At 70.2% G+C, this 23,725-nt stretch carries 17 protein-coding genes; 7 read left to right on the top strand and 10 right to left on the bottom strand.

The genetic code is table 11. The features are described 5' to 3' along the window. Positions 1-19: 19 nt before the first annotated feature. The 3 genes from glmS to N5095_RS18575 all read right to left on the bottom strand — a co-directional run bounded on the left by glmS (position 20) and on the right by N5095_RS18575 (position 4,125). Positions 20-1,834, bottom strand: coding sequence for a glutamine--fructose-6-phosphate transaminase (isomerizing) (glmS, locus tag N5095_RS18585; RefSeq protein ID WP_267624665.1), 1,815 nt, complete (start codon positions 1,832-1,834; stop codon positions 20-22). A 500-nt stretch (positions 1,835-2,334) separates the two neighbouring features. After that, positions 2,335-2,529, bottom strand: a complete 195-nt coding sequence (locus tag N5095_RS18580; protein ID WP_267624664.1) for a DUF7563 family protein — start codon at positions 2,527-2,529, stop codon at positions 2,335-2,337. Between the two features lie 270 nt (positions 2,530-2,799). Then, complete coding sequence (locus tag N5095_RS18575; protein ID WP_267624663.1) at positions 2,800-4,125, bottom strand: nucleotide sugar dehydrogenase; 1,326 nt, start codon at positions 4,123-4,125, stop codon at positions 2,800-2,802. A 444-nt stretch (positions 4,126-4,569) separates the two neighbouring features. Between N5095_RS18575 and N5095_RS18570 the strand changes: the two genes are divergently transcribed. After that, entirely contained in the window at positions 4,570-5,154 is a 585-nt protein-coding gene (locus N5095_RS18570) for a metal-dependent hydrolase (protein ID WP_267624662.1), read from the top strand. A 99-nt stretch (positions 5,155-5,253) separates the two neighbouring features. Here N5095_RS18570 and N5095_RS22410 read toward each other — a convergent pair whose 3' ends face one another. From N5095_RS22410 to N5095_RS22405, 3 genes are all read right to left on the bottom strand, one after another. Beyond that, positions 5,254-6,597 (bottom strand): glycosyltransferase family 4 protein, encoded by a 1,344-nt coding sequence (locus tag N5095_RS22410; RefSeq protein WP_267624661.1) that lies wholly within the window; start codon positions 6,595-6,597, stop codon positions 5,254-5,256. Between the two features lie 137 nt (positions 6,598-6,734). Continuing rightward, entirely contained in the window at positions 6,735-7,859 is a 1,125-nt protein-coding gene (locus N5095_RS18560) for a hybrid sensor histidine kinase/response regulator (protein WP_267624660.1), read from the bottom strand. 13 nt (positions 7,860-7,872) lie between these two features. Continuing rightward, entirely contained in the window at positions 7,873-8,745 is an 873-nt protein-coding gene (locus tag N5095_RS22405) for a winged helix-turn-helix transcriptional regulator (protein WP_267624659.1), read from the bottom strand. 455 nt (positions 8,746-9,200) lie between these two features. Between N5095_RS22405 and N5095_RS18550 the strand changes: the two genes are divergently transcribed. From N5095_RS18550 to N5095_RS18540, 3 genes are all read left to right on the top strand, one after another. Next, the gene (locus tag N5095_RS18550) at positions 9,201-10,271 is read left to right on the top strand and encodes a glycosyltransferase family 2 protein (protein ID WP_267624658.1); all 1,071 of its coding nucleotides are present in this window, start codon (positions 9,201-9,203) and stop codon (positions 10,269-10,271) included. 493 nt (positions 10,272-10,764) lie between these two features. Continuing rightward, a complete protein-coding gene (locus N5095_RS18545; RefSeq protein WP_303651737.1) occupies positions 10,765-12,384 on the top strand; it encodes an alkaline phosphatase family protein in 1,620 nt (539 codons plus the stop codon). Between the two features lie 43 nt (positions 12,385-12,427). Then, positions 12,428-14,245 carry an asparagine synthase-related protein gene (locus N5095_RS18540; RefSeq protein ID WP_267624655.1) on the top strand — a complete coding sequence of 606 codons (1,818 nt, stop codon included), beginning with the start codon at positions 12,428-12,430 and terminating at the stop codon, positions 14,243-14,245. A gap of 32 nt (positions 14,246-14,277) precedes the next feature. Here N5095_RS18540 and N5095_RS18535 read toward each other — a convergent pair whose 3' ends face one another. Then, on the bottom strand, positions 14,278-15,915 hold the full coding sequence (locus tag N5095_RS18535; RefSeq protein ID WP_267624654.1) for a sensor histidine kinase: 1,638 nt from the start codon (positions 15,913-15,915) through the stop codon (positions 14,278-14,280). Between the two features lie 508 nt (positions 15,916-16,423). Here N5095_RS18535 and N5095_RS18530 point away from each other — a divergent pair. Next, positions 16,424-16,627 (top strand): hypothetical protein, encoded by a 204-nt coding sequence (locus N5095_RS18530; RefSeq protein WP_267624653.1) that lies wholly within the window; start codon positions 16,424-16,426, stop codon positions 16,625-16,627. 80 nt (positions 16,628-16,707) lie between these two features. Here N5095_RS18530 and N5095_RS18525 read toward each other — a convergent pair whose 3' ends face one another. The 3 genes from N5095_RS18525 to N5095_RS18515 all read right to left on the bottom strand — a co-directional run bounded on the left by N5095_RS18525 (position 16,708) and on the right by N5095_RS18515 (position 20,942). Continuing rightward, complete coding sequence (locus N5095_RS18525; protein ID WP_267624652.1) at positions 16,708-16,992, bottom strand: hypothetical protein; 285 nt, start codon at positions 16,990-16,992, stop codon at positions 16,708-16,710. Positions 16,993-17,147: 155 nt separating this feature from the next. Then, positions 17,148-19,229 carry a bacterio-opsin activator domain-containing protein gene (locus N5095_RS18520; RefSeq protein WP_267624651.1) on the bottom strand — a complete coding sequence of 694 codons (2,082 nt, stop codon included), beginning with the start codon at positions 19,227-19,229 and terminating at the stop codon, positions 17,148-17,150. 147 nt (positions 19,230-19,376) lie between these two features. Then, positions 19,377-20,942 carry a DUF7125 family protein gene (locus N5095_RS18515; protein WP_267624650.1) on the bottom strand — a complete coding sequence of 522 codons (1,566 nt, stop codon included), beginning with the start codon at positions 20,940-20,942 and terminating at the stop codon, positions 19,377-19,379. 294 nt (positions 20,943-21,236) lie between these two features. Between N5095_RS18515 and N5095_RS18510 the strand changes: the two genes are divergently transcribed. Further along, positions 21,237-21,392: a DUF7563 family protein gene (locus N5095_RS18510; RefSeq protein ID WP_267624649.1), complete on the top strand. Its 156-nt coding sequence runs from the start codon at positions 21,237-21,239 to the stop codon at positions 21,390-21,392. A gap of 557 nt (positions 21,393-21,949) precedes the next feature. Continuing rightward, a complete protein-coding gene (locus tag N5095_RS18505; protein ID WP_267624648.1) occupies positions 21,950-23,722 on the top strand; it encodes a COG1361 S-layer family protein in 1,773 nt (590 codons plus the stop codon). Positions 23,723-23,725: the final 3 nt, after the last annotated feature.

Raw genomic sequence — 23,725 nt, 5'->3', positions numbered from 1 at the left:
GTGTCTCCGTCGCGGGCGTCTACTCGACGGTGACGCTCTTCGCGAGGTTGCGCGGCTTGTCGATTTCGCGCTCCAGCATGTTCGCCGTGTGGTACGAGACGAGCTGGAGCTGGACGTTCGCCAGCAGGCCGGCGATGTCCGGGTGGGTCTCGGGGACGCGGAGGGTCGCGTCGGCGAAGCCGCCCACGTCCGTGCCGTGGGTCGCGACGCCGATGACGTTCGCTCCGCGGGTGTGCGCCTCTTCGGCGTTCTTCCGGGTCCCTTCGCCGCGCCGTCCCGTGAACAGCGCGAACACGGCGGCGTTCGGTGTGACGAGCGCGAGCGGGCCGTGTTTCAGCTCGCCGGAGGCGAACCCTTCGGCGTGCTCGTAGGTGATCTCCTTGAACTTCAGCGCGCCTTCGAGGGCGACCGGGTACTCGTTGTCCCGGCCGATGAAGAAGTACGACCCCTTGTCGAGGTAGCGCTCGCTGACGGCCTTCGCGTTGCTCGTCTTGAGCGTCTGCTCGACGTACTCCGGGAGCTTCTCCAGCTCGGAGAAGAACTCCGCGGCGTCCTCGCGGGGCGTCCCCTGCTCGAGGTCGTCGGCGAGCCGGTGGGAGAGCATCGTCAGGGTCGCGACCTGCGAGGAGAACGTCTTGGTGGCGGCGACGCCGATTTCCGGGCCGGCGCGGATGTACAGCGCGTGGTCGGCCTCGCGGGCGGCCGAGGAGCCGACGACGTTCGTCACGGCGACGGTCTCGGCGCCGGCGGCCTCCGCCGCGCGGAGCGCGGAGAGGGTGTCGGCGGTCTCGCCGGACTGGGTCACCGCGACGGCGAGGGTGTTCTCGTCGACCGTCGGCGTCTGGTACTCGCTGGCGATGGTCGCGCGAGCGCGGACGCCGGCGTTCTCGAGCGCCTGGACGCCGTACAGCGCGGCGTGGTAGGAGGTACCGCAGGCGACGAACTGCACCTCGTCGACGTCTTCGAAGGTGCCCGGCGGGAACTCCTCGAGGGAGACGTCGCCGTCGTCGGTGATGCGGCCGCTGAGGGTGTTCGCGAGCGAGTCGGGCTGCTCGTCGATCTCCTTCAGCATGTAGTGGTCGTACTGGCCCTTGCCGGTCTCCTCCGCGTTCCACTCGACGGTCTCGACGTCGCGCGTGACGGCCTCGCCGTCGCGGTCGGTGAGTTCGATTTCGCCGGGCGTGACGCGCACGAAGTCGCCGTCCTCGATGTACATCACGCGGTCCGTGAAGTCGAGGAAGGCGGGCACGTCGCTGGCGAGGTAGTACTGACCGGTGTCCTCGTCGACGCCGACGACGAGCGGCGAGTCCTGCCGGGCGGCGTAGACGGTGTCCGTCCCGTGCGCCAGGACGGCGACCGCGTAGCTCCCTTCGAGTTCGTCGACCGTCGCACGGAAGGCACCCTCGACGGTCATCCCGTGGTCGAGATGGTGCTCGACGAGGTGCGGGATGACCTCCGTGTCGGTCTCGCTGTGGAACTCGTACCCCTCGGCGGCGAGCTGCTCGCGGAGGCGCTCGTAGTTCTCGATGATGCCGTTGTGGACGACGGCCACCCGCTCCGTCTCGCTCGTGTGCGGGTGGGCGTTCGCGTCCGTCGGCGGCCCGTGAGTCGACCAGCGCGTGTGACCGATGCCGACCTCACCGTTGGGCACGTCGGCCGCGATGGTGTCCTTGAGCTCGCTGATCTTGCCAGCCTTCTTGCGTACCTTGATGCCGGTGCCGTTCTGGACGGCGATGCCGGCGGAGTCGTAGCCGCGGTACTCCAGGTTCTCGAGGCCCGTCAGCAGTTCGCCGACGGCGTCGTCCGAGCCGATGGTCGCGATGATTCCACACATAGTTAGCCCTCCGTCCGTCGCAGCTGCGTGTTGGCGGGCCGACCGTGTGGTCGACCGGCCGGGATCAGTCCGTTCATGTCTTGTAATCCTCCGTTCGTGCACCCCTGCGGCACAGGAGGGGGCACGGCTCTGTGAATTCGGCTTGTCCCGAAGCGCCCTTTATTATACGTGGGCTAACGGGCCGAACACCACGACATCCGGGGTTCGACCCGCTACTCGGGTCGTACGAGGCCTCTCGTGGCGATACTCGCGGGTTTCGGGGACGCCGTCGAACCTCCTCGTGCTGTTAGGTCGACGATAATCCCGGGTAGCGGGCCGTTGCGGCCGGTTCAGCGTTTCTGCCGGTTCGCCGCCGCGGCGCTCGACGACGCCTCGGCACCGGGTTCGAGAGCGGGAGGCTCGTGCCGAGCGTCGCCGGTGACCTCGGGCCTCACCGGTGTCCCGTCGTGGCGAGTCTGGCGGGTCCGGCGGGTCCGGCGAGTCGCGACGGTCGGCGCCACTCAGCGTCGGTCGCCGCGTTTCCGGTCGGTCGGCACCTGATTCCCCTCGCGGAGGTCGCGCGTGCGCTGACAGGCGAGACAGCCGAACACCTCGTCGTCGTTGCCGCCGAACACGCGGGCGAACCGCGGGGTGACGAACGACCCACAGCTGTTACACCGACTCTGCCCGTCCGTTCGCGTCTCTCGGGTCGCCATAGCGTCCCGTCCGGTACTCGCGACCCCGTCTTTGGTATTGACGTGGTAACTCGTACCACAATGGCTCTCTACGACGCCCGGGCGTCGGCGAGTTCGCGCTCCCGAGGGCGCTCCCGTCCGGCGAAAGGCGTCGTTGTAGCTCGCGAATCGGTGGGGCGGGACGGCACGGGCTCACGGCCGACGTTCGGATGAGTGAGCGCAGCGGGCGCGGGAAGAAGAGCGGTCGGCGAGGGGACCATCGAGTCGCGCGTCGGTCGGCTCGTCGAGTCGCTACAGGCTGTTGTACTCGAAGCCGAGCGAGTGAGCGTGCTCCTCGTTGAGCACGCTCATCACGTCGACGAGCACCGGGTCGTCGTTGAGCGCGCCGGCGACGGCGCGGAGGTCGAGGTTCTCGAACTCGTCGTGGGGTGTCGCGAGCACGACGCCGTCGAAGTCGGCGAACTCGAGGGTCTCCTGCATCTCGATGCCGAAGTACTCCTCGCTCCGCTCGTCGTCGGCGTGCGGGTCGTACCCCTGCACCTCGACGTCGTACTCCTGGAGGTGTTCGATGACGCCCTTCACCTCGGAGGTGCGGATGTCGCCGACGTTCGGCTTGTAGGCGAGTCCCAGCACCAGCACGCGGGCGTCGCGGGCGAGCGTCCCCTGTTTGTTGAACGCCTTCAGCGCGAGTTCGGCGGTGTGCTTGGGCATGTACTCGTTCACCTCGCGGCCCTGCATGATGAGCTTCGGCTGGTAGCCGGCGCGCTCGGCGCCGTGGGCGAGGTAGTTCGGGTCGACGGGGATGCAGTGGCCGCCGACGAGGCCGGGTCGGTAGTCGTGGAAGTTCCACTTCGTGCCCGCCGCCTCCAGCACCTCGTGCGTGTCGATGTCGAGGTGCTCACAGATGATGGAGAGCTCGTTCATCAGCGCGATGTTGATGTCGCGCTGGACGTTCTCGGTCACCTTCGCCGCCTCCGCGACCTCGATGGAGGGTGCCGGGTAGACGCCGGCGTCGACGATGCTCCCGTACAGGTCCGTGAGGTCGTCCAGCGTCTCCTCGTCGGAGCCGGAGACGATCTTCTTCACGTCGCGGACGGTGCGGTCGGTGCCCGGCGCGAGGCGCTCGGGCGAGTAGCCGAGCGCGAGGTCCTCGCCGACCGTCAGCCCGGAGTCCCGCTCGAGGATAGGTCCGAGCACCTCGCGGGTGACGCCGGGGTACACCGTCGACTCGAGGACGACGGTGGTGTCTTCGGTGAGGTGCGGGGCGACGGTCTCGCCGGCCGCCTCGACGAAGCCGAGGTCGGGGTTGTTCATCTCGTCGACGGGGGTCGGGACGGTGACGATGACGTAGTCCGTCTGCGCCATCGCCGCCGCGTCGGTGGTGAACGACACGTCGCTGCCGGCGATGGTCGCGTCGCCGAGGTCACCGCCGGTGGTGTCAACGCCGTCGTTCAGGGTCGAAATCTTGTCGTCGTCGATGTCGAACCCGACGACGTCGTGGCCCTCCTCGTCGAACGCGATGGCGAGGGGGAGTCCGACGTACCCCTGGCCGACGATACAGATGGTCGCGCTCTCGACGTCCGGTACGCGCTCTCTCTTGGTGCTTGCCTCTGACATGTGCTGGGGTCCTCCGGTCGGGTGGGAACGGCCGGCCGGTGGTCGACTCGGTGGTCGCTCGTATCAGCTTCTCTCTGCTCGAAGGGCTTTATTATCGACGTGGTAAGGACCACTTAGGGGGACTGTAGCTCGGTAATTCGGCCTTGTCGAGGCGGTAACGTCGCGTAACGATGATGCGGGTTTAGGTCGTCGTACGCGCGGCTGACGGACCACCTCGCGGCCCCCTCGGCAGGCGGCTCGCGCCCGGTCCCGTCCGGACGTCTCTATAGGGCTCCGGAGCGGTCGACACGTTTCGACTGCTCACCCCGACCACACCGGCGGCCAGTCCACGACTTTTTACCGGGTGCTTCCCTACGCCGCGGCGATGACCTCTCGTCGCCGACGGACGGTCCCCGCCAGCGGCTCCCGGCCCCCGGCTCGTTCGACCGCGGAGGTGCGTCCCTGATGTGGCCCTGGGGCCACGCCGCGTTCGGCTACGTCCTCCTCTCGCTGGGCTCCCGAGCCGCGGGTCGCGGCCCGCCGGGCGGGCTCGCGGCCGTCGTCCTCCTCTTCGCCACGCAACTCCCCGACGTCGTCGACAAGACCCTCTCGTGGGGGCTCGGACTCTTCCCGGCCGGCTACTCCGTCGCCCACTCCGTCTTCGTCGCCGTCCCGCTCGGCCTCCTCGGGCTCGCACTGGCGGTTCGTCGCGGCCGACCCGAGGCCGGCGTCGCGCTCGTCGTCGGCTGGTGGTCCCACCTCGCCGGCGACGTGGCCGTCGCGATGGTCTCGGGGTACGAGACCGACTTCGAGCGCGTCCTCTGGCCCATCGTTACGCTTCCGGCGTACGCCGTCGAGCGCGGGCTCCTCGAGCGCGCGAGCTACTACTTCGCCGCGTTCGTCCGCGAACTCACCGCCGGCCAGCAGTTCACCCTGCTCGCGGTCTACTTCGGCCCGTTCTTTCTCGCGTTCTGTCTCTGGCTCGTCGACGGCGCACCCGGCGTCGCGGGCCTCTGGCGGCGCCTGCGGCGGTCGATGCGGGCGGCGTAGGTTCTCGTGCCGCCGCGACTGCGGTCCGGTCGTCCCCGGACCGCTCGACCTCGTGGAGACCGGCGGGTCGGCCGGAGCGTGAGGTCCCGGCTCGGCTCCTCACCGAGACGGCGTCGGCGACGAGGCGGACGACGGCCGCGACTCCCGCCGCAGTCGCCCGGTCGCCACGTCCCGGTAGAGTTCGTCGAACTGCGCCAGCACGGTCTCCGGCTCGAACCGCGCCAGCTGGTCGGGAATCGCCCCCGCTCGCTCCTCGTAGTCCGCCACGAGGCGCTCGACGGCGTCGGCGAGGGCACGCTCGTCACCCGATTCGAACCGCTCGCCGGCGTCGCCGACGATGTAGTCCGTGCTCCCCACGTCGCTGGCGACGACGGGGGTCCCGGCCGCGAGCGCCTCCAGGAGGACGCGCCCGAACGGCTCGTCGATGAGACCCGGATAGACGAACGCGTCGGCGCCGGCGTACAGGTCGGGGAGGTCGTCGTGGTCGACGTAGCCGTGCCAGGCGACGGCGTCGGCGAGGCCGAGTTCGCCGACGAGCCGCTTGATTCGGTCGCCGTACGGCCCGGCGCCGGCGACCCGGAGCCGCGCGTCGACCCCGCGCGAACGGAGTTCGGCGAGCCCCCGGACCAACACCTGCACGCCCTTGAACTCCCGGAGCCCGCCGACGTACAACAGAGTGACGGGGTCGCCGGCGGTCGTGCGGGGGTCGCGGCGGAACCCTCCGTCGTAGAAGTGGGGGATGACCCGCGTGCGCTCGGCGGGAAAGTCGAGGGCGGCGTAGTCCTCGGCCAGATGTGGCGACAGGGCGTGGTAGGCGTCGACCCCGTTCCGACGGGCCATCGAGTCCCGGACGAGGGGGAGCTTCCCCAGCGAGGAGTAGGCACTTCGGGCCTCGTTCTCCAGGCCCTGCCGCCGCCGCGCGCCGGTGACGCCGACGCAGGCGACGCACTTCGCGGGACCCGGTCCGGAGCACGTGCGCTTCCCGTGGTAGCGCATGTCTCCCTTCGGGCAGACCGCGACGTAGGAGTTGAGCGTCGATATCGTCGGAGTCGAGAGGTCGGCGAGCACCGGGACGAACACCGAGGAGTACGAGTGGACGAGGTCGTGCGATTCGAGCGCGTCCGTCTCCTCGCGCAGTGCCCGGTGTTTGGCCGTGATGGGGTGTGGGAGCTTCGGGAGGTCGTCGTGGATGACGTACTCGACCCGGTCCTCGGCCGGGAGGTCCACGTCGTCTGCCGCGTGTTGACTGGCGACGTACACCGTGAGGTCGTGGCGTCGGGAGAGGTGTTCGACGAGGAGCGCCGAGGTCTCGACGGCGCCGGTGAGGCCGGCGCCGGGCACCTCGGCGGGGACGAACCCCACGTCGAGGCGGTCGCCGTCGGCGTCGGCCCCGCTCCCGTCCGTTGCACTCGCGTCCGCGCCGCTGTCGGCGTCGTCGGTCACGCGCTCCACCCCGGGCGCCGCTCGTCGGGGCGGCACCGTCGCGTCCGGCACATACCCCCGGCTACCCGCGGGCGACGGTTAACTATACTGTGTGTAACCGGCGGGTCGCCCGGCGGCGGTGGCCCGGGGCGTCCCGGTCAGGGTTGGACGTCCGGCCCGCGGTCGGCGCGCACGAGTTCGACACAGAAGACGGCGCCGACGGGGTCGTTGTCCTCGACCCACACGTCGCCGCCGTAGCGGTCGACGAGGCGGCTGACGAGGTAGAGGCCGATGCCCATCCCGCCGGAGTCGGCACCCTGTGCGCCCTCCGCGAACACCTCGTCCTTGCGGCGGTCGGGGATGCCGGGGCCGTTGTCGGCGACGCGGACGACGACCGTCTCCGGCTCCACGTCGAGCGAGACGGACACCTCGGGGGTCTCCTTGTCGTTGTAGAGGACGGCGTTCGAGAGGAGGTTCGAGAGGACCGAGGCGAGCAGGTCGTTCGCCCGGACCGACACGTCGGGGACGGCCGCCGGCGTCTCCACCGCCACGTCGTACATCCCGCGGGCGGTCTCGACCTCCGACTGGAGGACGGGCCCGAGCGCGACGGGGCCGAGGTCGGTGTCGTCGTCGCCGGTGACGGAGGCGACGATGTCGCCGATGGTCCCCGTCAGCTGGAGGATGTGGTTGCTGGAGCGGACGATCTCGTCGAGGGCGTCCCGGCCGTGGACGTCGACGTGCTCCTCCAGTTCGCGGGCCCGGCCGACGACGAGCGTCATCTCGTTTCTGATGTCGTGGCGGGTGAGCTGGTTGAGGATGCGCAGCTCTTCGGTGCGCTGGCGCAGCTCCCCTTCGATGCGCTTGCGTTCGAGGGCGTACCGCACCGCCCGAAGCAGCACCTCGGGGGTCACCTCGTCCTTGACGAGGTAGTCCTGAGCCCCCTCGCTCACCACGTCGACGCCGAAGCGGTCCTCCGGGGCGCCGGTGAGGACGACGATGGGCGTCGTCGCGGTGTGGCCGCGGACGGTCTCGACGGTGTCGGTGCCGCTACTCTCGGGGAGGTCGAGGTCGAGCAAGACCACGTCGGGGTCGTACGTCGCCAGGGCGTCGGGCACGTCCGCGATGCGGTCGCGGTGGTGGAGCGCGACGCCGCGCGCCGGCGGCTCGGCCCCCGGCTCGACGAGTGCGACGGGGTGGTCGGTCTCGCGGAACAGCTCCTCGATGAGTCTCGCGTCGCCGGGGTTGTCCTCCACGAGGAGGACGCTGAGGTCGTCCGGAATCATCCGCCCCGTCGACTCACCCCTCGCGCTCCGTCAGCATCGTCCGGGCGGTGTCGGTCGTCTCCCCGTCCGAGGCGTCGAGCTCCGTCGCGAGCTCGTTCAGTCGTGTCTCCAGCTGGCGGTAGCGCTCGTCGCGCCGGAGGGTCTCCTCCGGTTTCTCGGCGCGCAGCACCGCCTGCTTGGCCGACAGCGAGAGGTACTCCTGGGTGGCGTCGTCGTAGGCGTTGCGCGCCAGCACGTCCTCGACGACCTCCTGTAGCTCGGTCTTCGTGCCGGGCTTGACGACGTAGGCGTCGAAGCCCATCTCCAAGACGTCGAAGTCGGGCTCGACGGCGCTGAGCACGACCACCCGGGCGTCGATGCCCAGCCCGCGGACCTTCCGGAGCACCTCCTCGCCCTGCAGGCCGGGCATCCGGCGGTCGAGCAACACCACGTCGACCTCGTCGTCGAGTTGGCGCAGCGCCTCCTCGCCGTCGTAAGCGCGCTTGATGCGGTAATCCTCTTCGAGCCACGAGGCGTGCATCTTCACCAGCCGCGGGTCGTTGTCGACGATGAGGACGACGGGTCGGGTGTCCTCGCCGAGGTGGCGCTCGCCCCAGTCGGCGAGGGCGGCGATGACCGACTGCATGTCCCGGCCGTGCCGCGTGAGGTCGTACTCGACGCGCTTCGGCGACTCGCTGAGCACGTGTCGGTCGACGAGGTCGTTCGAGACGAGGTCGTCGAGACTGTCGGTCAGCACCTTCGCGGAGATGCCGAGGCTCCCTTTCAGCTCGTTGAACCGCTGGGGGCCCTCCCGGAGGAGTGCCTGGATGATGACCGGATGCCACTTTTTGGAGATGAGATCGACGGCCTCCACGACCGTCTCGGCATCGGTGTCTTCGGTGGTCACGCTTTGTTCCTTGCCCGGACGAAGGTGTTACCCCCCTTTTATTATGCCCCGAGTAAGCGGCGCGCGCCCTCGGCTGTCCGCCCGCTCCCGTCCCCGACTGCGGTTATCAGTCACCTAAGCCGCGCGCCTCTCCACCGGTCGTCACCGACGCGAAACCCCCCGTAGCCGGCTCGCATCCGGAGACCGGTGTCCCCGGCACCTCGGCCGGGGCGGCCGTCCCGCGGAGCGGCGCCGCCACGGTCGCTCGTCGCGGACCGGCGTCGACCGGTGGCGACTGTCCCGTGTGGACACCGCTCTCGGCCCCTCCCGGTTCGCTCGGCGACCGTCACTCCGTGCGCGGCTTAGGTGCCCGATTATAAAGCCCCTCGACCACGGACGACCAACAGAGCGACGTGGCCGGTCGAAACGTGACGCCGCCGTCACCCCGACCGGGCCGCGTTCCCAGCACACGCACTATGTACCGCGAACACACGATCGGTGTCGTCGTCCCCGCCTACAACGAGGCGGGGTTAGTGGGCGAGGTCCTCGACGGGATTCCGTCGTACGTCGACCGGGTGTACGCCGTCGACGACGCCTCGACCGACGAGACGTGGGCCGAGATTCGGGCGCACGCCGACGGGGAGCCACGGACGGGACGGGCCGTCGCCGACGCCTCGGCCGGGAGCGCCGTCGCGAGCGACGGAACGAGCGGCGAGACCCCGGAGGCGACCGGCGAGGGCGGCGAGGTCGCGCCGACCGCCGACGGCGGGTTCGACGCCCGCGTCGTCCCCATCCGTCACGAGGAGAACCGCGGTGCCGGCGGCGCCATCAAGACGGGCTACCTCGCCGCCCGCGCCGACCGGGTCGACGTGACCGTCACCGTCGACGCCGACGGACAGATGGACACCGACCTCATGCCGCGCTTCCTCGACCCCATCGTCGAGGGCCGCGCCGACTACGCGAAGGGGAACCGCTTCCTCGCCGACACCGAGGAGATGCCGCAGTTCCGCCTCGTCGGCAACCGGATGCTCTCGCTGTTGACGAAGATCGCCAGCGGCTACTGGGGCGTCGCCGACCCCCAGAACGGCTACACGGCCATCTCCCTGCGGGCGCTCGACGGGATGGACCTGGAGGGGATGTACGAGTACTACGGCTACTGCAACGACGTGCTCGTCAAGCTCAACCGGGCCGACATGCGCGTCGCCGACGTGGCCCAGCCCGCGAAGTACGACGAGGAGGAGAGCCACATCCAGTACGGCGAGTACGTCCGTCGGGTGTCGACCATGCTCCTCGCGAACTTCCTCGGTCGCCTCAACCGCAAACACCTGCTCGGCGACGGCGCCGCCCGTCCTGCCCTCGCGTACTACGCCGGCGCCGCCGCCGTCGCGCTCGGTCTGGCTCGCCTCCTCGCCGCGCTCCGTCCGAGCGACGACGGCCTCCGCGGCGCGCTCGGCCGGGTCGTCCTCGGCGTCGCGCTCCTCCTCGTCGCGATGGCGCTCGACCGCGCGGAGCATCGGGAGTTGACGATTCGGGAGTACGGAGATTGAGCGCAACGCTGGCCGCGCGTTCAGGCGCGGCCGTCGCGCTGACGCGGAAGTACGGGGACTGAGCGCAACGACGCCGGGCAGGCTCGTCTGCCCGGCAATCGCTGACGTGGTGGTCCGGGGAGTAGGGGGACTGAGCGCCGCGACGGCTGGCGTTCGTCGTCAGCCGACTCGCTGACGCGGTGGTCCGGAAGCGAAGGCACCGCGGGAGCGGGCCGCCTCGTCGGTCCGGGACCCGCCGGTGCCGGAGAACGAACGCGACGGCTGCGGTCGTCTCCGTCCGCCCCGCCGACCATCTCCTCGAGCGACGTATCACGAATTCGACCGGTAGGCGCGCCCAACGTCGCGAAATCCGGACCCCGGCCCGCTTACCCGCCGCATAATAAAACCGGTCGACGCCCAACGGAAGGACAATGAGGATGGGCTGGCAAGCCGCGCGGCAGCCGCGCGCGACGCCCTCGACGGACGTGCCGGGGTGGGACGCGTGAGCGACGGCATGGACGTGCTGCTGATCGGCATCGACGCGGGCTGTCCCGCGGTGTTCGAACGGCTGTACGAGCGGGACGCGATTCCCAACCTGCAGGCGCTCTGTGAGGGTTCGGACGCCACGGCGGGACCGCTCGAATCGCAGATTCCGCCGTGGACCCCGAGCGCGTGGCCGTCGATGTACACCGGCGTCAACCCCGGCAAACACGGCGTGTACGGGTTCGTCGACTACGAGGGGTACGACTGGAAAGTCGTCTCCCGCGACGACGTGCGCGAGCGGGCCATCTGGGAACTGCTCGACGAGCACGGGAAGTCGAGCGTCGTCGTCAACGTCCCCGTCACCCACCCGCCGGACGAGATAGACGGCGCCATCGTGCCCGGGTTCATCGGCCCCGAGGACCCGCCCTGTCACCCCGAAGGCACCCTCGACGACCTGAAGCGTGAACTCGGCGAGTACCGGGTGTACCCGAACTACACCCGCGGCTCCGACGACCTGAGCGACGCGGAGAAGATGGAGGAGTACGAGCGCCTCGTCGGGATGCGCGGGGACGCCTTCCGCTACCTCGCCGACGAACACGACCCGGACTTCGGCTTCGTCCAGTTCCAGAAGACCGACACCGTCTTCCACGAGTTCGACGGCGACGAGGACAAAGTCGAGCGCGTCTACCGCGCCACCGACGAGGCGGTCGGGAAGATTCTCGACGAGCACGACCCCGACGCCGTCTTCATCGCCTCCGACCACGGGATGGGCCCCTACGAGAAGTACGAGTTCCGCGTCAACGAGTTCCTCCGCGACAAGGGGTACGTCGAGACCGCCAAGGGCGGGAAGGGGATGCCGTCGTGGAACCCCATCCGCGACCAGTTGCGGGAGGGCTCCGGCGAGGAGACGTGGGAGCCGACGACCACCGAACGCGTCGCCGCCAAGGCCGCCCAGTTCGGTCTCACTGCAGAACGCGTCGGGAAGGGGCTCCGAGCGGTGGGCCTCGACGGCGTCGTGAAACGCTACGCCCCCGAGAACGTCTCCCGCACCGCGAACGAGCAGGTGGACTTCCCCGGCTCGAAAGCGTACATGCGCGCCCGGACCGAGCTGGGCGTCCGCATCAACTTACAGGGTCGGGAACCCAACGGCGTCGTCCCGCCGGAGCAGTACGACGCGGTGCGCGCCGAACTCATCGAGGAACTCCGGTCGGCGACGACGCCCGACGGCGACCCGATGTTCGAGGACGTGGCCCCACGGGAGGAGTACTTCCACGGCCCCTACGCCGAGAAGGCGGTCGACGTCGTCACCGTCCCCAACGAGTTCGAGCAGTTCCTCTCCGCACAGGTTCGTGACGGCTACTTCGCGCCGCCCACGGAGCCGTGGAACCACAAGATGGAGGGCATCTTCGCCGCCGCCGGCGCGGGGGTCGACGCCTCCGTCCCGATAGACGCCCACCTGTTCGACGTGGCGCCGACGGTGCTCTCCGCCATGGGCGTCCCCTACAGCGACCGGATGGACGGTCGGGTCGTCCCGGTCGTCGAGGACGCCGGCGCGACAGGCTACGACGACTTCGACGCCGACGCCGGCCCGCGCCTGGACGAGGACGGCGACGTCCAGGACCGCCTCGCCGACCTCGGCTATCTGGAGTAGCGTCGACGGGCGACGACCTTCCGGGACTCGCGGGGACCTCACGATGGACACGACGACCGACATCGACGTGCTGCTGTCGGCCCCCGACGCCGAGCACGTCGTCCGCGACGACGCGGACTGGTTCGTCGCGGGCGTCCCACACGCCGCGCTCCGAGCGCTCGTCACCGAGTCGCCCGACCTCGGGACCGTCCGCCGTCGGCTCCCGGCCGTCGCCGAGGACGCCGTCCTGCTCCGGGTCGCCCCCGGGAGCGACCGCCCGCTCGTCGCCTACCGGAGCGTCACCGCCTCGCGCTCGCTGTACGTCTGCCGGTCGAGCGCCGGCCGACTCCTCCTCACGGACTGTTTCCGTAACGCCGTCGCCGCGCTCGACCCCGAGGACCGACGAACCCCCGACGCCGCCGTCGCCGACCACCTCCTCTTTCGCGCCCCCGTCGACCCGCTGACCTACCTCGACCGCGTCCGGGCGCTGGAGCGGGGGACGTGGGTCGAGTGGTCCCCGGGGTCCGCCCACGCTCCCGATGGGACGACCGGCTTCCTCGACTTCGACGCCACTCCCCGCCCCGGCGTGTCGGGCGCTCCCCTCGGGTCGCTCTCGGTCACGGCCGACCGCTCCCCCGGCGAGGTGCTCGACGCCGTCGACCGCGCGCTCGCGGACACCCTGTCGTCGGCGGGCGGCTTGTCGCCGACGGACGGCGCCGACGCCGACTCGGGAGCCCTCACGACCGCGCTCTCCGGCGGCGTGGACTCGACGCTCGTCCACAGCTACCTCCCCGACGCGACGCCGACGCTCACGTGGGGCGTCGACTCCCCCGAGTTCGCCTTCGAGCTCGACTACGCCTCGGCCGCCGCAGACGCCCTCGGCGCCGACAACCGTTCCGTCGTCGTCTCCGAGGGGTCGTTCGCCGACCGTCTCGCGGCGAGCGTCGAAGCGACCTGTCTCCCCACCCACTACGCACAGACGACGCTCATGGACGCCGCGCTCCGACGCGCGGGCGGCGGCCGACTCGTCGACGCGACGAAGGCCGACGCGCTGTTCGGCCTCGGCGGGACGAAGGGCGCCTGCCTCGCGTCGTGGCTCTCGTCGGTCGTCGACTCCCCGGTCGGCCGCCTCGCGGCCGCGCTTCCCGGCCGTCCGGGCGACGACGCGGCGGCGCTCCGGCGCTACGCGGGGATGCTCCGCCGACCGCCGACCGACCCCGACTCGTTCCCCGTTCGGACGCTCACCTACGCCGACCCCGGCCGGGTCGCCCGGATGGTCGGCGAGTCGGTCGTCGCCGACCGAATCAACGCCCGCCACGCGGCCGTCTCGCGCCTCGTCGACCGCTCCGAACGGACGAGTGGATTCGTCGACGCGGCCGAACTGGCGCATCTGTACTGTCTGTTCGGCCACGACCACCTCCGGCACTGGCGGCAGCTCGCGGCCGTCCACGACACGGCTCTCGTCGCCCCGTTCGCGACGCGGCGGCTGGCCGACTGTGCGCTCTCGGTGCCGGCGAGTCGACGGTACGTCCCCGGCCCCCGGACGGCGCTCTCGCGGCGGAGCCTCCGGCCGAAGTACCTCCTCAAGACGCTACTCGAGCGTCGGCTTCCGGGCTACCCGACGGAGCGACCGAAGGGGTCCGGCGCGCTCCCGGTCGGGCGGTACTTCGACGAGGGGCCGCTCGCGGACGCCTTCGACCGGTACGACCTCCCGACGGTCGTCCCGCGACCCGAGCGCGACCGGGTCGTCGACGGGGACGCCCCGGTCGCGTGGAACCTCCTGACCTACGCCGTCTGGCGGGACCGGGTGTTAGAGAACCCCGACGTCGAGCGCGTTCCGGGGACGCGGAGCCACTCGTGGTCGCTTCGGGCGACGGCGTGAGACGGAGCCTGGACGCGGTGTGAGAGGCGCGGTTACACCCGGTCGCCGGCCCCGTTTCCGGCCTCGGCTTCGGCTCCGGACGGCTCCGGCTCCGGCGAGTCGGCCCCCAGCTTCGGGAAGGTGAACGTGAACGTCGAGCCGACGCCGACCTCGCTCTCGACGCGGATGTCGCCGCCGTGGCGGTCGACGATCTTCTCACAGATGGCGAGGCCGATGCCGCTCCCGCCGGACTCCTCGTCGTGAGCGAAGATGTCGAAGACGCGGTCGAGGCGTTCCGGCGGGATGCCACTTCCCTCGTCGGCGACGGCGACGGCCCAGTGGTCGCCGGCGTCCTCGGCTCGAACCTCGACGTGCGGGGTGCCCTCGGAGTACTTGATGGCGTTGCCGACGAGGTTCTGGAACAGTTGAGCGAGCTGTCCCGGGTCGCCCAGCACGCGGGGAAGCGGGTCGACCGTTATCTCGGCCTCGCTCTCCTCGATGGCGATTTCGAGGTTCGTGAGCGCCGTGTCGAGGGCGTCCCGGAGGTCGACGGGCTCGTGCTCGCGGTCGCGCCGACCGACGCGGGAGTACGCGAGCAGGCCGTCTATCATCTCGCGCATCCGCTCGGCGCCGTCCTTCGCGAAGCCGATGAACTCCTCGGCGTCCTCGTCCAGCTCGTCGGCGTACCGGCGTTCGAGCAGGTCGAGGTAGCTCGACACCATCCGCAGGGGCTGTTTCATGTCGTGGGAGGCGACGTAGGCGAACTGCTCCAACTCCGCGTTCGAGCGCTCCAGCTCGTCGATGGCCTCGTCGAGCTTCCGCTGGGTCTCGCGCCGCTTCGTGATGTCGCGGCCGACTCCACACAGCACCGGCGCCTCCTCGCCGACGAGCGTGGCGGATATCTCGTAGGGCACCTCCTCACCCCCCTTCGTCAGGATGTTGAGCTCCTCGGTCGCCTCCCCGTCCTCGGCGACGCGGGCGAGGGCGGCGGTGACGGCTTCGGCGTCGCGGTCGGGGAAGAAATCGAGCGGTTCCATCTCGGCGATTTCGTCGGTGTCGTACCCCGTTCCCTCCGTGAACGCTGCGTTCCAACGGATGAGGTTCGCCTCGGCGTCGGTGACGAACAGGAAGTCCCCGAGGCTGTCGAGCAGCGGGTCGTCGAACGGCTCGGGCGTCGCGTCCGGAGCGGGCACCCGCGTCGGCTCCCCGGTCCGGACGCTCGCCGCGTGACTCCCGTCGGCCGCGGGGACGGGCCGGCGTCCCGCGTACGCTCGTAGCGTGTCGAGGACGCGCGCCGGCTCGGCGTCCCGACCCTCGACGCCGTCGCCCGTGCCGTCGTCGGTGCCCGCGCCGTCGGCGGGGTCGGTCGCGCCCGCACCGACACCGTCCGCGTCGTCCGTGTCGTCCACGCCACCGGGTCCGACGAGTCGGTCGTGGGGCGCGTCCGGCCGCGTCCCGTCGGCGGTGCGGACGACGACCGGCGGACCCCCCTGTTCGTGGACGCGTCGGAGGAACGAGTCGGCGTCCGCGAGCGGGTACTCACAGAGGATGCAGTCGAAGGCGGCGTCGCGGAGGCGGTCGAGCGCGGTCGTCGGCGTCGAGACGAGACAGACGGTACAGTCGTCGACGTCGACGAGCGCCCGGACCGTCGCAGGCTCGTCGCCGAGGTAGAGCACGTCGAGCGTCGTCATCGCTCGCCGACCCCCTCGACCCCGCTCGTGCTCGTCGGCCCCACCCCGACCGCACGACGGCGGCGGCCGAGCCGAAACCAGCGCTCGCCCCGACTCCCACGCCGTGTCATGGCTCACGATACGGGGATGGACGGGTTAATACTTTTTCCACCGAATTCTGTATCTAGCGTTGAACAGTCAAGAAGTCTGACGTAGATAACCGTCGGGTAAGTCCGACCCCTCACCGACGACTCGTATTGGTTTTTTAACTGGTGACCCTGAAGCGACGACGACGAGACATGTGCTGGGCCGAGACCGGTTGTCGGGAGACGACGAGACGTGACGCTGTACGCGCGGGAGGTGCCGGTCGACGCCACGGCGTCGGTCGGTTACGATGGTCGAGGCGGTTGAGGCGGTCGGGGCGATTACGGTGGCCGGAGTGGTCGCATCGGTCGTGCCGACCCGTCCGGTCATCCGGGGGCGGTTCGCGGTGCGGTCGACGGTCCGGACGCGGCGAGGGCCGTCGGGGATGAGAGCGAACGGACCGAGTCGGACGAACTCGGAGGACTGGCCACGCTACACGGTGAAGTGCACCCGCGGGGCGGAGGCCGCGGGGCTCGACGGCGTGTTCGACGACGACGAGGTCGTCCTGTTCGACCCCACGCGAAAGGGGTCGGGTCACTGGCTCTCGGCGACCGCCCGTACCGCGGTGCGAGTGGACGAGAACCTCTGAGCCCGGAACCGTCGGCGGTCGGTTCGGCCGCCCGACGACTCGCCTCGGCGAACGCCGACCCAGGGGGCCGACGGTCCCGACTACGGCAGCGGTCGCGTCGGGTCGCCGAACTGCAAGAAGAGGAAGGCGACGGCGGCGAGGGCGCCCACCCCGGCGACGCCGAGTTTGGTCCGCCCGGGGAGCGAGAGGCCGACTACGTCGCTCGCGACGAGCAACGAGCAGAGGCAGGCGACGACCAGCGCGGTCGTCCGCCAGCGGTCGGCGAGGGTCCAGTCCAGCCGGAGGACCCAGGTACGAAAGAGCGTGTACAGCGCGAGCACGAAGAGCCCGGCGTACACCGCGTACCACGCCATCGTCGCGTCCATACGGTTACGTTGGTCGTCCAGTCATTTATCCCCCCCGTCTCCGGCGGGACGAGTCACCGTTCGAGGCGGTCGCGGCGGCGACGATGCCGTCGACCGTGCCGCCACCGCCGACGCCGGCGGTCCCGCCGCACCGCCGCCCGCGTCGCCGACTCCGACTACCCGTCGAGGAGCGCGGTCAACAGCTTCCGCTGGGCCGCCCGCAGATGCTCGTGGAACGTCGCCGGCGAGATGTCGAGTGACTCGGCGACTTCCTCCCCGGTGGAGGTGCGCGGCCAGTCGAAGAAGCCCGCGTAGTAGGCTGTCTGGAGCGAACTCCACTGGCGGTCGGTCAGGCTCTCTCTGAACTCCGACCACACCTCCTGGCGGGACTGGACGGGCCGTTCGCGCTCGCGCTGGGCGAGCAGGTCGACGCCGTCGTACTTCAGTTCGAGAGCCTCCACGACGGTGTGGACCTGCGTGTCGTAGGGGAACTCGGCGACGACGTCGTAGACGCCCTCGGCGACGGTCAGCTCCTCGATGCGGGCGCCGAGCCCGCTGAAGGCCTCGACGACGAGGTCGTGTTCGAAGACGAACTCGAACAGCGCCTCCCCGCCGTGGTTGCCGACGTGGCGGACGTGACTGACCCCTTCGTGTCCCTCCGCGAGTTCGAGGACGGCCTCGTGGTTCTCGGAGTCGACGGCGAAGTACTCGAGGTAGGTGCCGTCGGCGTTCGACACCACGCCCTCGAAGGTGAACGCGGCGTCGACCTCCCGGGAGGCCTGTACGAGAAAGGAGTCCGGAACGCGCAGGTGCACCTCCAGTTCGATGACGCGGTCGGCCAGCAGCGCCCGCTTGCTCTCGGCGGCGTTGATGGCGTGGCCGATGGTCTCGCCCAGTTCGGCGAGCACGTCGCGCTCGTCGTCGTCGAACGCGTCGACCCGGTCGGCGTACACGTTGAGGACGCCGTACAGCGTGTCCGCGTACGAGATGGGGACGGCGATGCTCGACTGGTACCCCCGGTCGAGCGCCGCCTCCCGCCACGGCTCGAAGCTGGGGTCGTCGGCTACGTCGTCGACGACGGCGACCTCGCGGCCCGTCAGCGCCCGCCCCGCCGGCCCCTCGCCCGTGTCGCCCCCACCGGCGGTGACGACGATCTCGTCGAGGTAGCCGTCGAGGCGGCCCGCCGAGGCACGGACCGTGAGTTCGCGGCTCGTCGCCCGGTCGTTGCCGACCCAGGCGGCGACGTAGCGGTCCACCTCGACCAGCCGGTCGCAGACGGCCTGTTCGATCTCCTCGCGGGAGGTGGCCCGGACGAGCGCCTGGTCGATCTGCCGGATGACGCCGTTCAGCCGGTTGAGCTTCTCCAGTTGGTCCCGCTGGCGCTCGACCTGTCGCTCGCGGTGGTAGCGGTCCGTCACGTCGCGGACGACGAGTTGGACCGCCGGCCGCTGTTCGTACGTGATGGAGGCGGCGCCGATTTCGACGTGGCGCACCTCGGACGCCCCCCCTTCGACCGCGCGTCCGCTCCCGTCGCCGTTCACGCTCGGGTCGCCGCTCCCGCTCGGGTCGCCGCTCCCGCTCGCCACCCCGGCGTCGCCGTCGTTCCCGACGACCACGCGGGCCTCCATGAAGCCGGCCTGTTCGCCGCTCTCGTTGACGCTCTCGACCATCGACCGGAGGTCGTCGCGTTCGTCCTCGTGGACGTAGTCGTACAGCGACCGCCCGTACAGCGACTCCGGGTCGGTGACGCCGAACAGTTCCGCTCCGCGAGCGTTCAGGTAGCTGATGTCGCCGTCGACGCCGACGGTGGTGATGGTCTCCGGAGCGACCGACAGCAGTCGTCGGTACTGCTCGCGCTGTTCCCGTAGTTCGAGGGAGAGCGCGCGCGAGTTGAGCAGGTTCCGCAGTCGCCCCTCGAGTTCGGCCTTCTTGATGGGGGTCGTGATGAGTTCGTCGATGCGCTCGCGGACGACCCCGTCGATGCGACTCCAGATGTCGCCGCCGAGGCGGTCGAGTTGGCGCTGTGGCACGACGAACAGGTACGGCAGGAGCACGGGCGTCTCGCGCTCCTTTCGTTTCTGGAGCGCCTCGTCGTACCGCTCGGCGGCCGCCCGGTCGACGATACAGAGGTCGAACTCGGCCTCGAGGTCGGCCGCGGACTCCCCCTCGACGACGTCGTACTCCTGTGACAGCCACTCCGCGAGGAGCCGTCGGTTCTCCTCCTGCTCGATGAACACGAGGACGCGCTCGGCGCTCACGGCCGACTCCGTCGGCGGTTCACGCCGCGGCCCCGTCCCTCGAACCTGGCCCCGGCGCTACCGCCCGCTGTCGTCTCCCGGTCGGTCCGTCCCGGTCGCTGGCTCCGCCCCCGTCGGTCCGCAGTGGCATTCCGGCACATGAGGGGGTTACTGCCAGTCTCGGTCGGGCTGTTCGGTGTCCCGCTCGCTCCGCCGGGTGCCCCGTCCGTTGTGTCGGTCGTGGTGGGCGTTCCCTTCCGGCGGCGAGTTCGCGGTCGTCGGCCGGTCGTGGTGGTCCCACGTCGGGCTCCCGCTGAGGATACCCCGAAGGCCGTCCATCGGCTCGCCGATCTTCACGCCGTACTCCGTAATCTGGAACTCGCGGACGGTGCGCTCGAAGTCGCTCGTCCGCTTTTTCAGCACGCCGATGACCTTCCGCATCCGACCGTCGACCTCGATGTGCTGGATGAACAGGATGCTGTCCGAGAGGTAGGAGAGCCCCTCCTGGGTGAGCTGGAACTCCCCGACGATGGTGCGCATCTCGTTCATCAGGATGACCGTCACCCCCATGTTCTTCAGGTAGCGACAGACGGAGTGAAGCTCCCTGACGAGGTCCTCGTCGCTGTCGCGCAGGGCCTGCTTGTACCCCTCGACGCCGTCTATCATCACGATCTTGGTGTCGTTCTCCTCGACCTCCTCGCGGACGTTGTGGGCGAACTCCGTCGCCGACAGTTGGAGCGCCTCGATCTCCTCGATGGCGAGGGTCCCCTTCTCTATCATCTCCGTCACCGGCATGTTGATGGACTCACACCGGTGGACCAGCGTGCTCTTTGCCTCCTCGAAGGAGTAGACGACGGAGCGCTCCCCCCGGCCGGCGGCCTCCTTCATGAACTGGACGCCGCTGGTGGTCTTCCCGACCCCCGGCGACCCGGTGACGATGGTGACCGTCCCGCGTTCGAGCCCGCCGTTGAGCAGGCGGTCGAGTTCGGGGACGCCCGAGGAGATGGTCTCGGCGGTGAACTCCGTGTCGTGCTGGCGCGGCACCAGCCGTGGGTACACTTCGATGCCGCCGTCCCGGATTCGCAGGGCGTGGTTCCCGTCGCGGACGCCGGAGCCACGGAACTTCGGCACCGACACCGTCCGGCCCTGTTCGGCCCGGTCGAGCTCGACGACGCCGTCGCACATGAACTGCAGGTCGTCGTCGGGCGTCGTCGGCGTGTCCTGGGAGGTAAAGAGCACCGTCGCTCCGCGTTCCTTGAGGAACTGCATGAACGACAGCACCTCCTTCCGGAACTGGTACTCGTCCGGCGAGAGGTATCGAAGCTGGGTGATGGGGTCGACGAAGATGCGGTCGGGGTCGACCTCCTCCACCCGCTCGGATATCTGGTCGGTTATCTCCCCGTCCTCCACCTCGTCGGGCGAGAAGATGTCGTAGGAGAGGTCGTCGGCGAAGAACTCGGAGTCGGGGCTCAGGTCGAGAAACTCGATTCCCTCCGTGTCGACCCCGAGCGCCCCGGCGTTCTGTTCGATCTCCGCCACCGGCTCCTCCATGTTCACGTACAGTACGTCGTCGCCGGCGTCGACTCCGGCCGCCAGGAAGTGGAGGCCGAGGAGACTCTTACCGGCACCCGGCGAGCCACGGATCATGTACGTCCGATGCGCGACGAGGCCACCGTTCAAGACCTCGTCGAGCCCGGTCACACCCGTGGATACGCGCTCGAGCGTCCCACTCATCGTTCGTGAGCGTCACCCGAAGCCCGTAAGAAGCTTTCGTCGCCGGCCTAATCCTTTTGGCTGCCCGGAATGGACGCCCGGCTATCGCCGCCGCTTGGCGCCGAACGTGGGAATCTCGCGGCTTTCGGTCGTTCGGTCGCCGGGTCGCTCGTGCGCCGGCCCGCCGCCGACACTCCGCCGGCGACCCCCGTCCTCTCCGGCCTCCGGACCGCCCCGGCCGAACCGCCGGACTGAGGACGGCTGGGCGCCGGTCAGCCACAACCGTTATGGGGTTCAGGTCGAAAGCGCCCGCGTATGCCGGAATGCCAAAACTGCGGCTCGTTCGTCACGGAGAACTACGTTCGGGTGTTCGCCCCGAACGGGATGGAACACCCACGGGTTTGTCCCCACTGCGAGGACAAGCTCCGCGACGGCTCCGAGGTGCGCGAAGCGCGGAGCAAGCGCCAGTAACCGAACGGTTTCGGTCCCGCTTCGTCCCTCCCGCCCGTCACGTCGCGAGCGCCGCGTCGACGCGACCGTCGGCGCGTGTGCTGGCGGCGACGTGAACGGTCGACGGTCTCGAGGGAACGCAGGTACCCCGAGGTACCGGGGCGCGGCGACCGAAGGGGTCCCGACTCCGTGGAGGGGAGAGCCGGCGGCGTCGCTCGCAGGTGTGGGGTGCCCCGGTGACGGGGCGTGGTGTGTAGGAACAGCGTGCCGAGCGTCGGTGGCCGCGGCGACCGCCTGTGGTGGTGGTGTGGTGGTGTGTCGACGGTCGCGTGGCGTCCGAACCTCGGTCGACGGAACGCGGGTACCGCTTCCCGTCCTATCCCGCCGTTATCAGTATCGAAGTCGGACCAGTACATAACTCCACCGCCGCAGTTATCTCGTTTGATATCTTCGCTGGCGACCGTTCCCGCGTTCGGCGCCGGCCGCGGGTGACCCTCCGTGCGTAGGGTTCCGAGCCGGCCGTAGAAAGGCTATAAGAACGGCTCACCTACGGGTATCGGTTATGTGATGGCGGTCCGATGAGTCAGACGGTCAGTCCGTACGCGGTCCTGCTGGTCGCCCTTCTGCTCACCGCGGGGTCCGTCCCGCTGTCGACGCCCGCCGTCGCCGACGACCGGGTCGCCGTCAACGGCGAGCCGAACCTCTTCGCGTACCTCCCGTACAACGTCCTCGTCCCCGGGGAGGAGACGACGGTGGTCGTCGAGGTGCTCAACTCCGGCGACATCGACGACGTGAGCACGAACGCCTCCGCCGAGATCTCCTCGAACACGCGCCGACAGTTCGAAGAGCGCGTCACCACGGCCAAGCAGGTGCGGGTCGCGCTGCTCGAGCGAGACGACGTGCCCGTCGACGTGCGCACCGGGACCGTTCCCCTGGGAGACATCCCGGACGGCGAGGTGCGCCGGGCGGAGTTCACCGTCTCGGTCCCCGAGGACGCCCGACCCGGGACCTACGAACTCCCCTTCCGGTACGTCATGACGTACGACGAGGAGATCGCCGCCAACGGCACCGTGCTCGACGACAGCTTCGTCCTCCGGACGGTCCCGCTCGTCGTCGAGGTCGAACCGCAGGCCCGCTTCGGCGTCGTCGCGGCCGGGGCGGACGTGCAACCCGGCGGGACGGGGACGGTCACCCTCGACGTGACCAACCGCGGCTCGGAGGTCGCCCGCGACGCCACCCTCCGGGTTCGCGCCGACGGCGGCGACCTCTCGCTGGTGGGGGGAGACGGGGACGCCGGGGGGAACGGCGCCGGCGGCGACGGTGTCGACGGGCGCTTCCTCGGCACGCTCCGGCCGGGCGACCGGGCCGCCGTCACCTACCGCGTCGCGCTCGCGGACGACGCCCGACCGGGGAGTTACCCCCTCGAGGCGGTCGTCGTCTACACCGACGAGGACGGCGACCGGGTGGAGTCCGCACCCATCGGCGTCGGCGTCGTCCCCGGCACCGAACAGCGCTTCACCCTCTCGGACGTGTTCGCCACCCTCCGGGCCGGCGAGGAGGGGGAGATTCGGGGGACGCTGACGAACAACGGCCCCACCGACGCGGTGGACGCGGTGGTCCGGCTCTCGGTCGGCTCGGAGTCGCTCGTTCCACAAGAGACGGAGTTCGCCCTCGGCACGCTCGGCGCCGACGAGTTCCGGGAGTTCGCCTTCCCGGTCGACACCCGCGACGGCGCCGACCCCGGCCCCCGGCAGGTGACCTTCGTCGTCGTCTACCGCGACGCCGACGCCGACCGCCGGACGAGCGAGGAACTCGACGCCGTCGCCTTCGTCGGCGACCGGCGCGACGCCTTCATCGTCACCCCGGTCAACGCGACGGTCGAGGCCGGCGGCGAGGCCGAAGTCGTCCTCGCCGTGACCAACAACGACGACGAGGCGGTGCGCAACGTCAACGCCAAACTGTTCGCCTCCGACCCGCTCTCGGTCACCGACGACTCGGCGTTCGTCGACAGTCTGGAGCCGGGGGAGACGGCGACGGTCGCGTTCACGGTGAGCGCCGCCGGCGACGCCGTGGCGAAGCAGTACCCCGTCACCGTCGACTTCCTCTACGACACCCCCGACGGAGAGACGAAGCTCTCCGAGACGTTCCAGGTCGGCGTGACCGTCGTCGAACCCGAACGCCGCGGCTTCCTCCCCTCGCCGACCCTCCTCGGCGGCCTCGGGTTGGGCCTCCTCCTCCTCCTCGTCCTCCTCCTCTTCCTGCGCCGACGCCGCCGTGGCCGGGGGAAGGAAGGCGACGGCGGCGACGACGAGCCGACGGGGTTCCCGGGGTCGGACCCGGACGTGGCGTGACAC

Origin of the sequence: Halobium salinum, assembly GCF_026586625.1 — an archaeon.
Taxonomy (GTDB): domain Archaea; phylum Halobacteriota; class Halobacteria; order Halobacteriales; family Haloferacaceae; genus Halobium; species Halobium salinum.
This window is presented reverse-complemented; position numbering and strand designations above follow the sequence as displayed.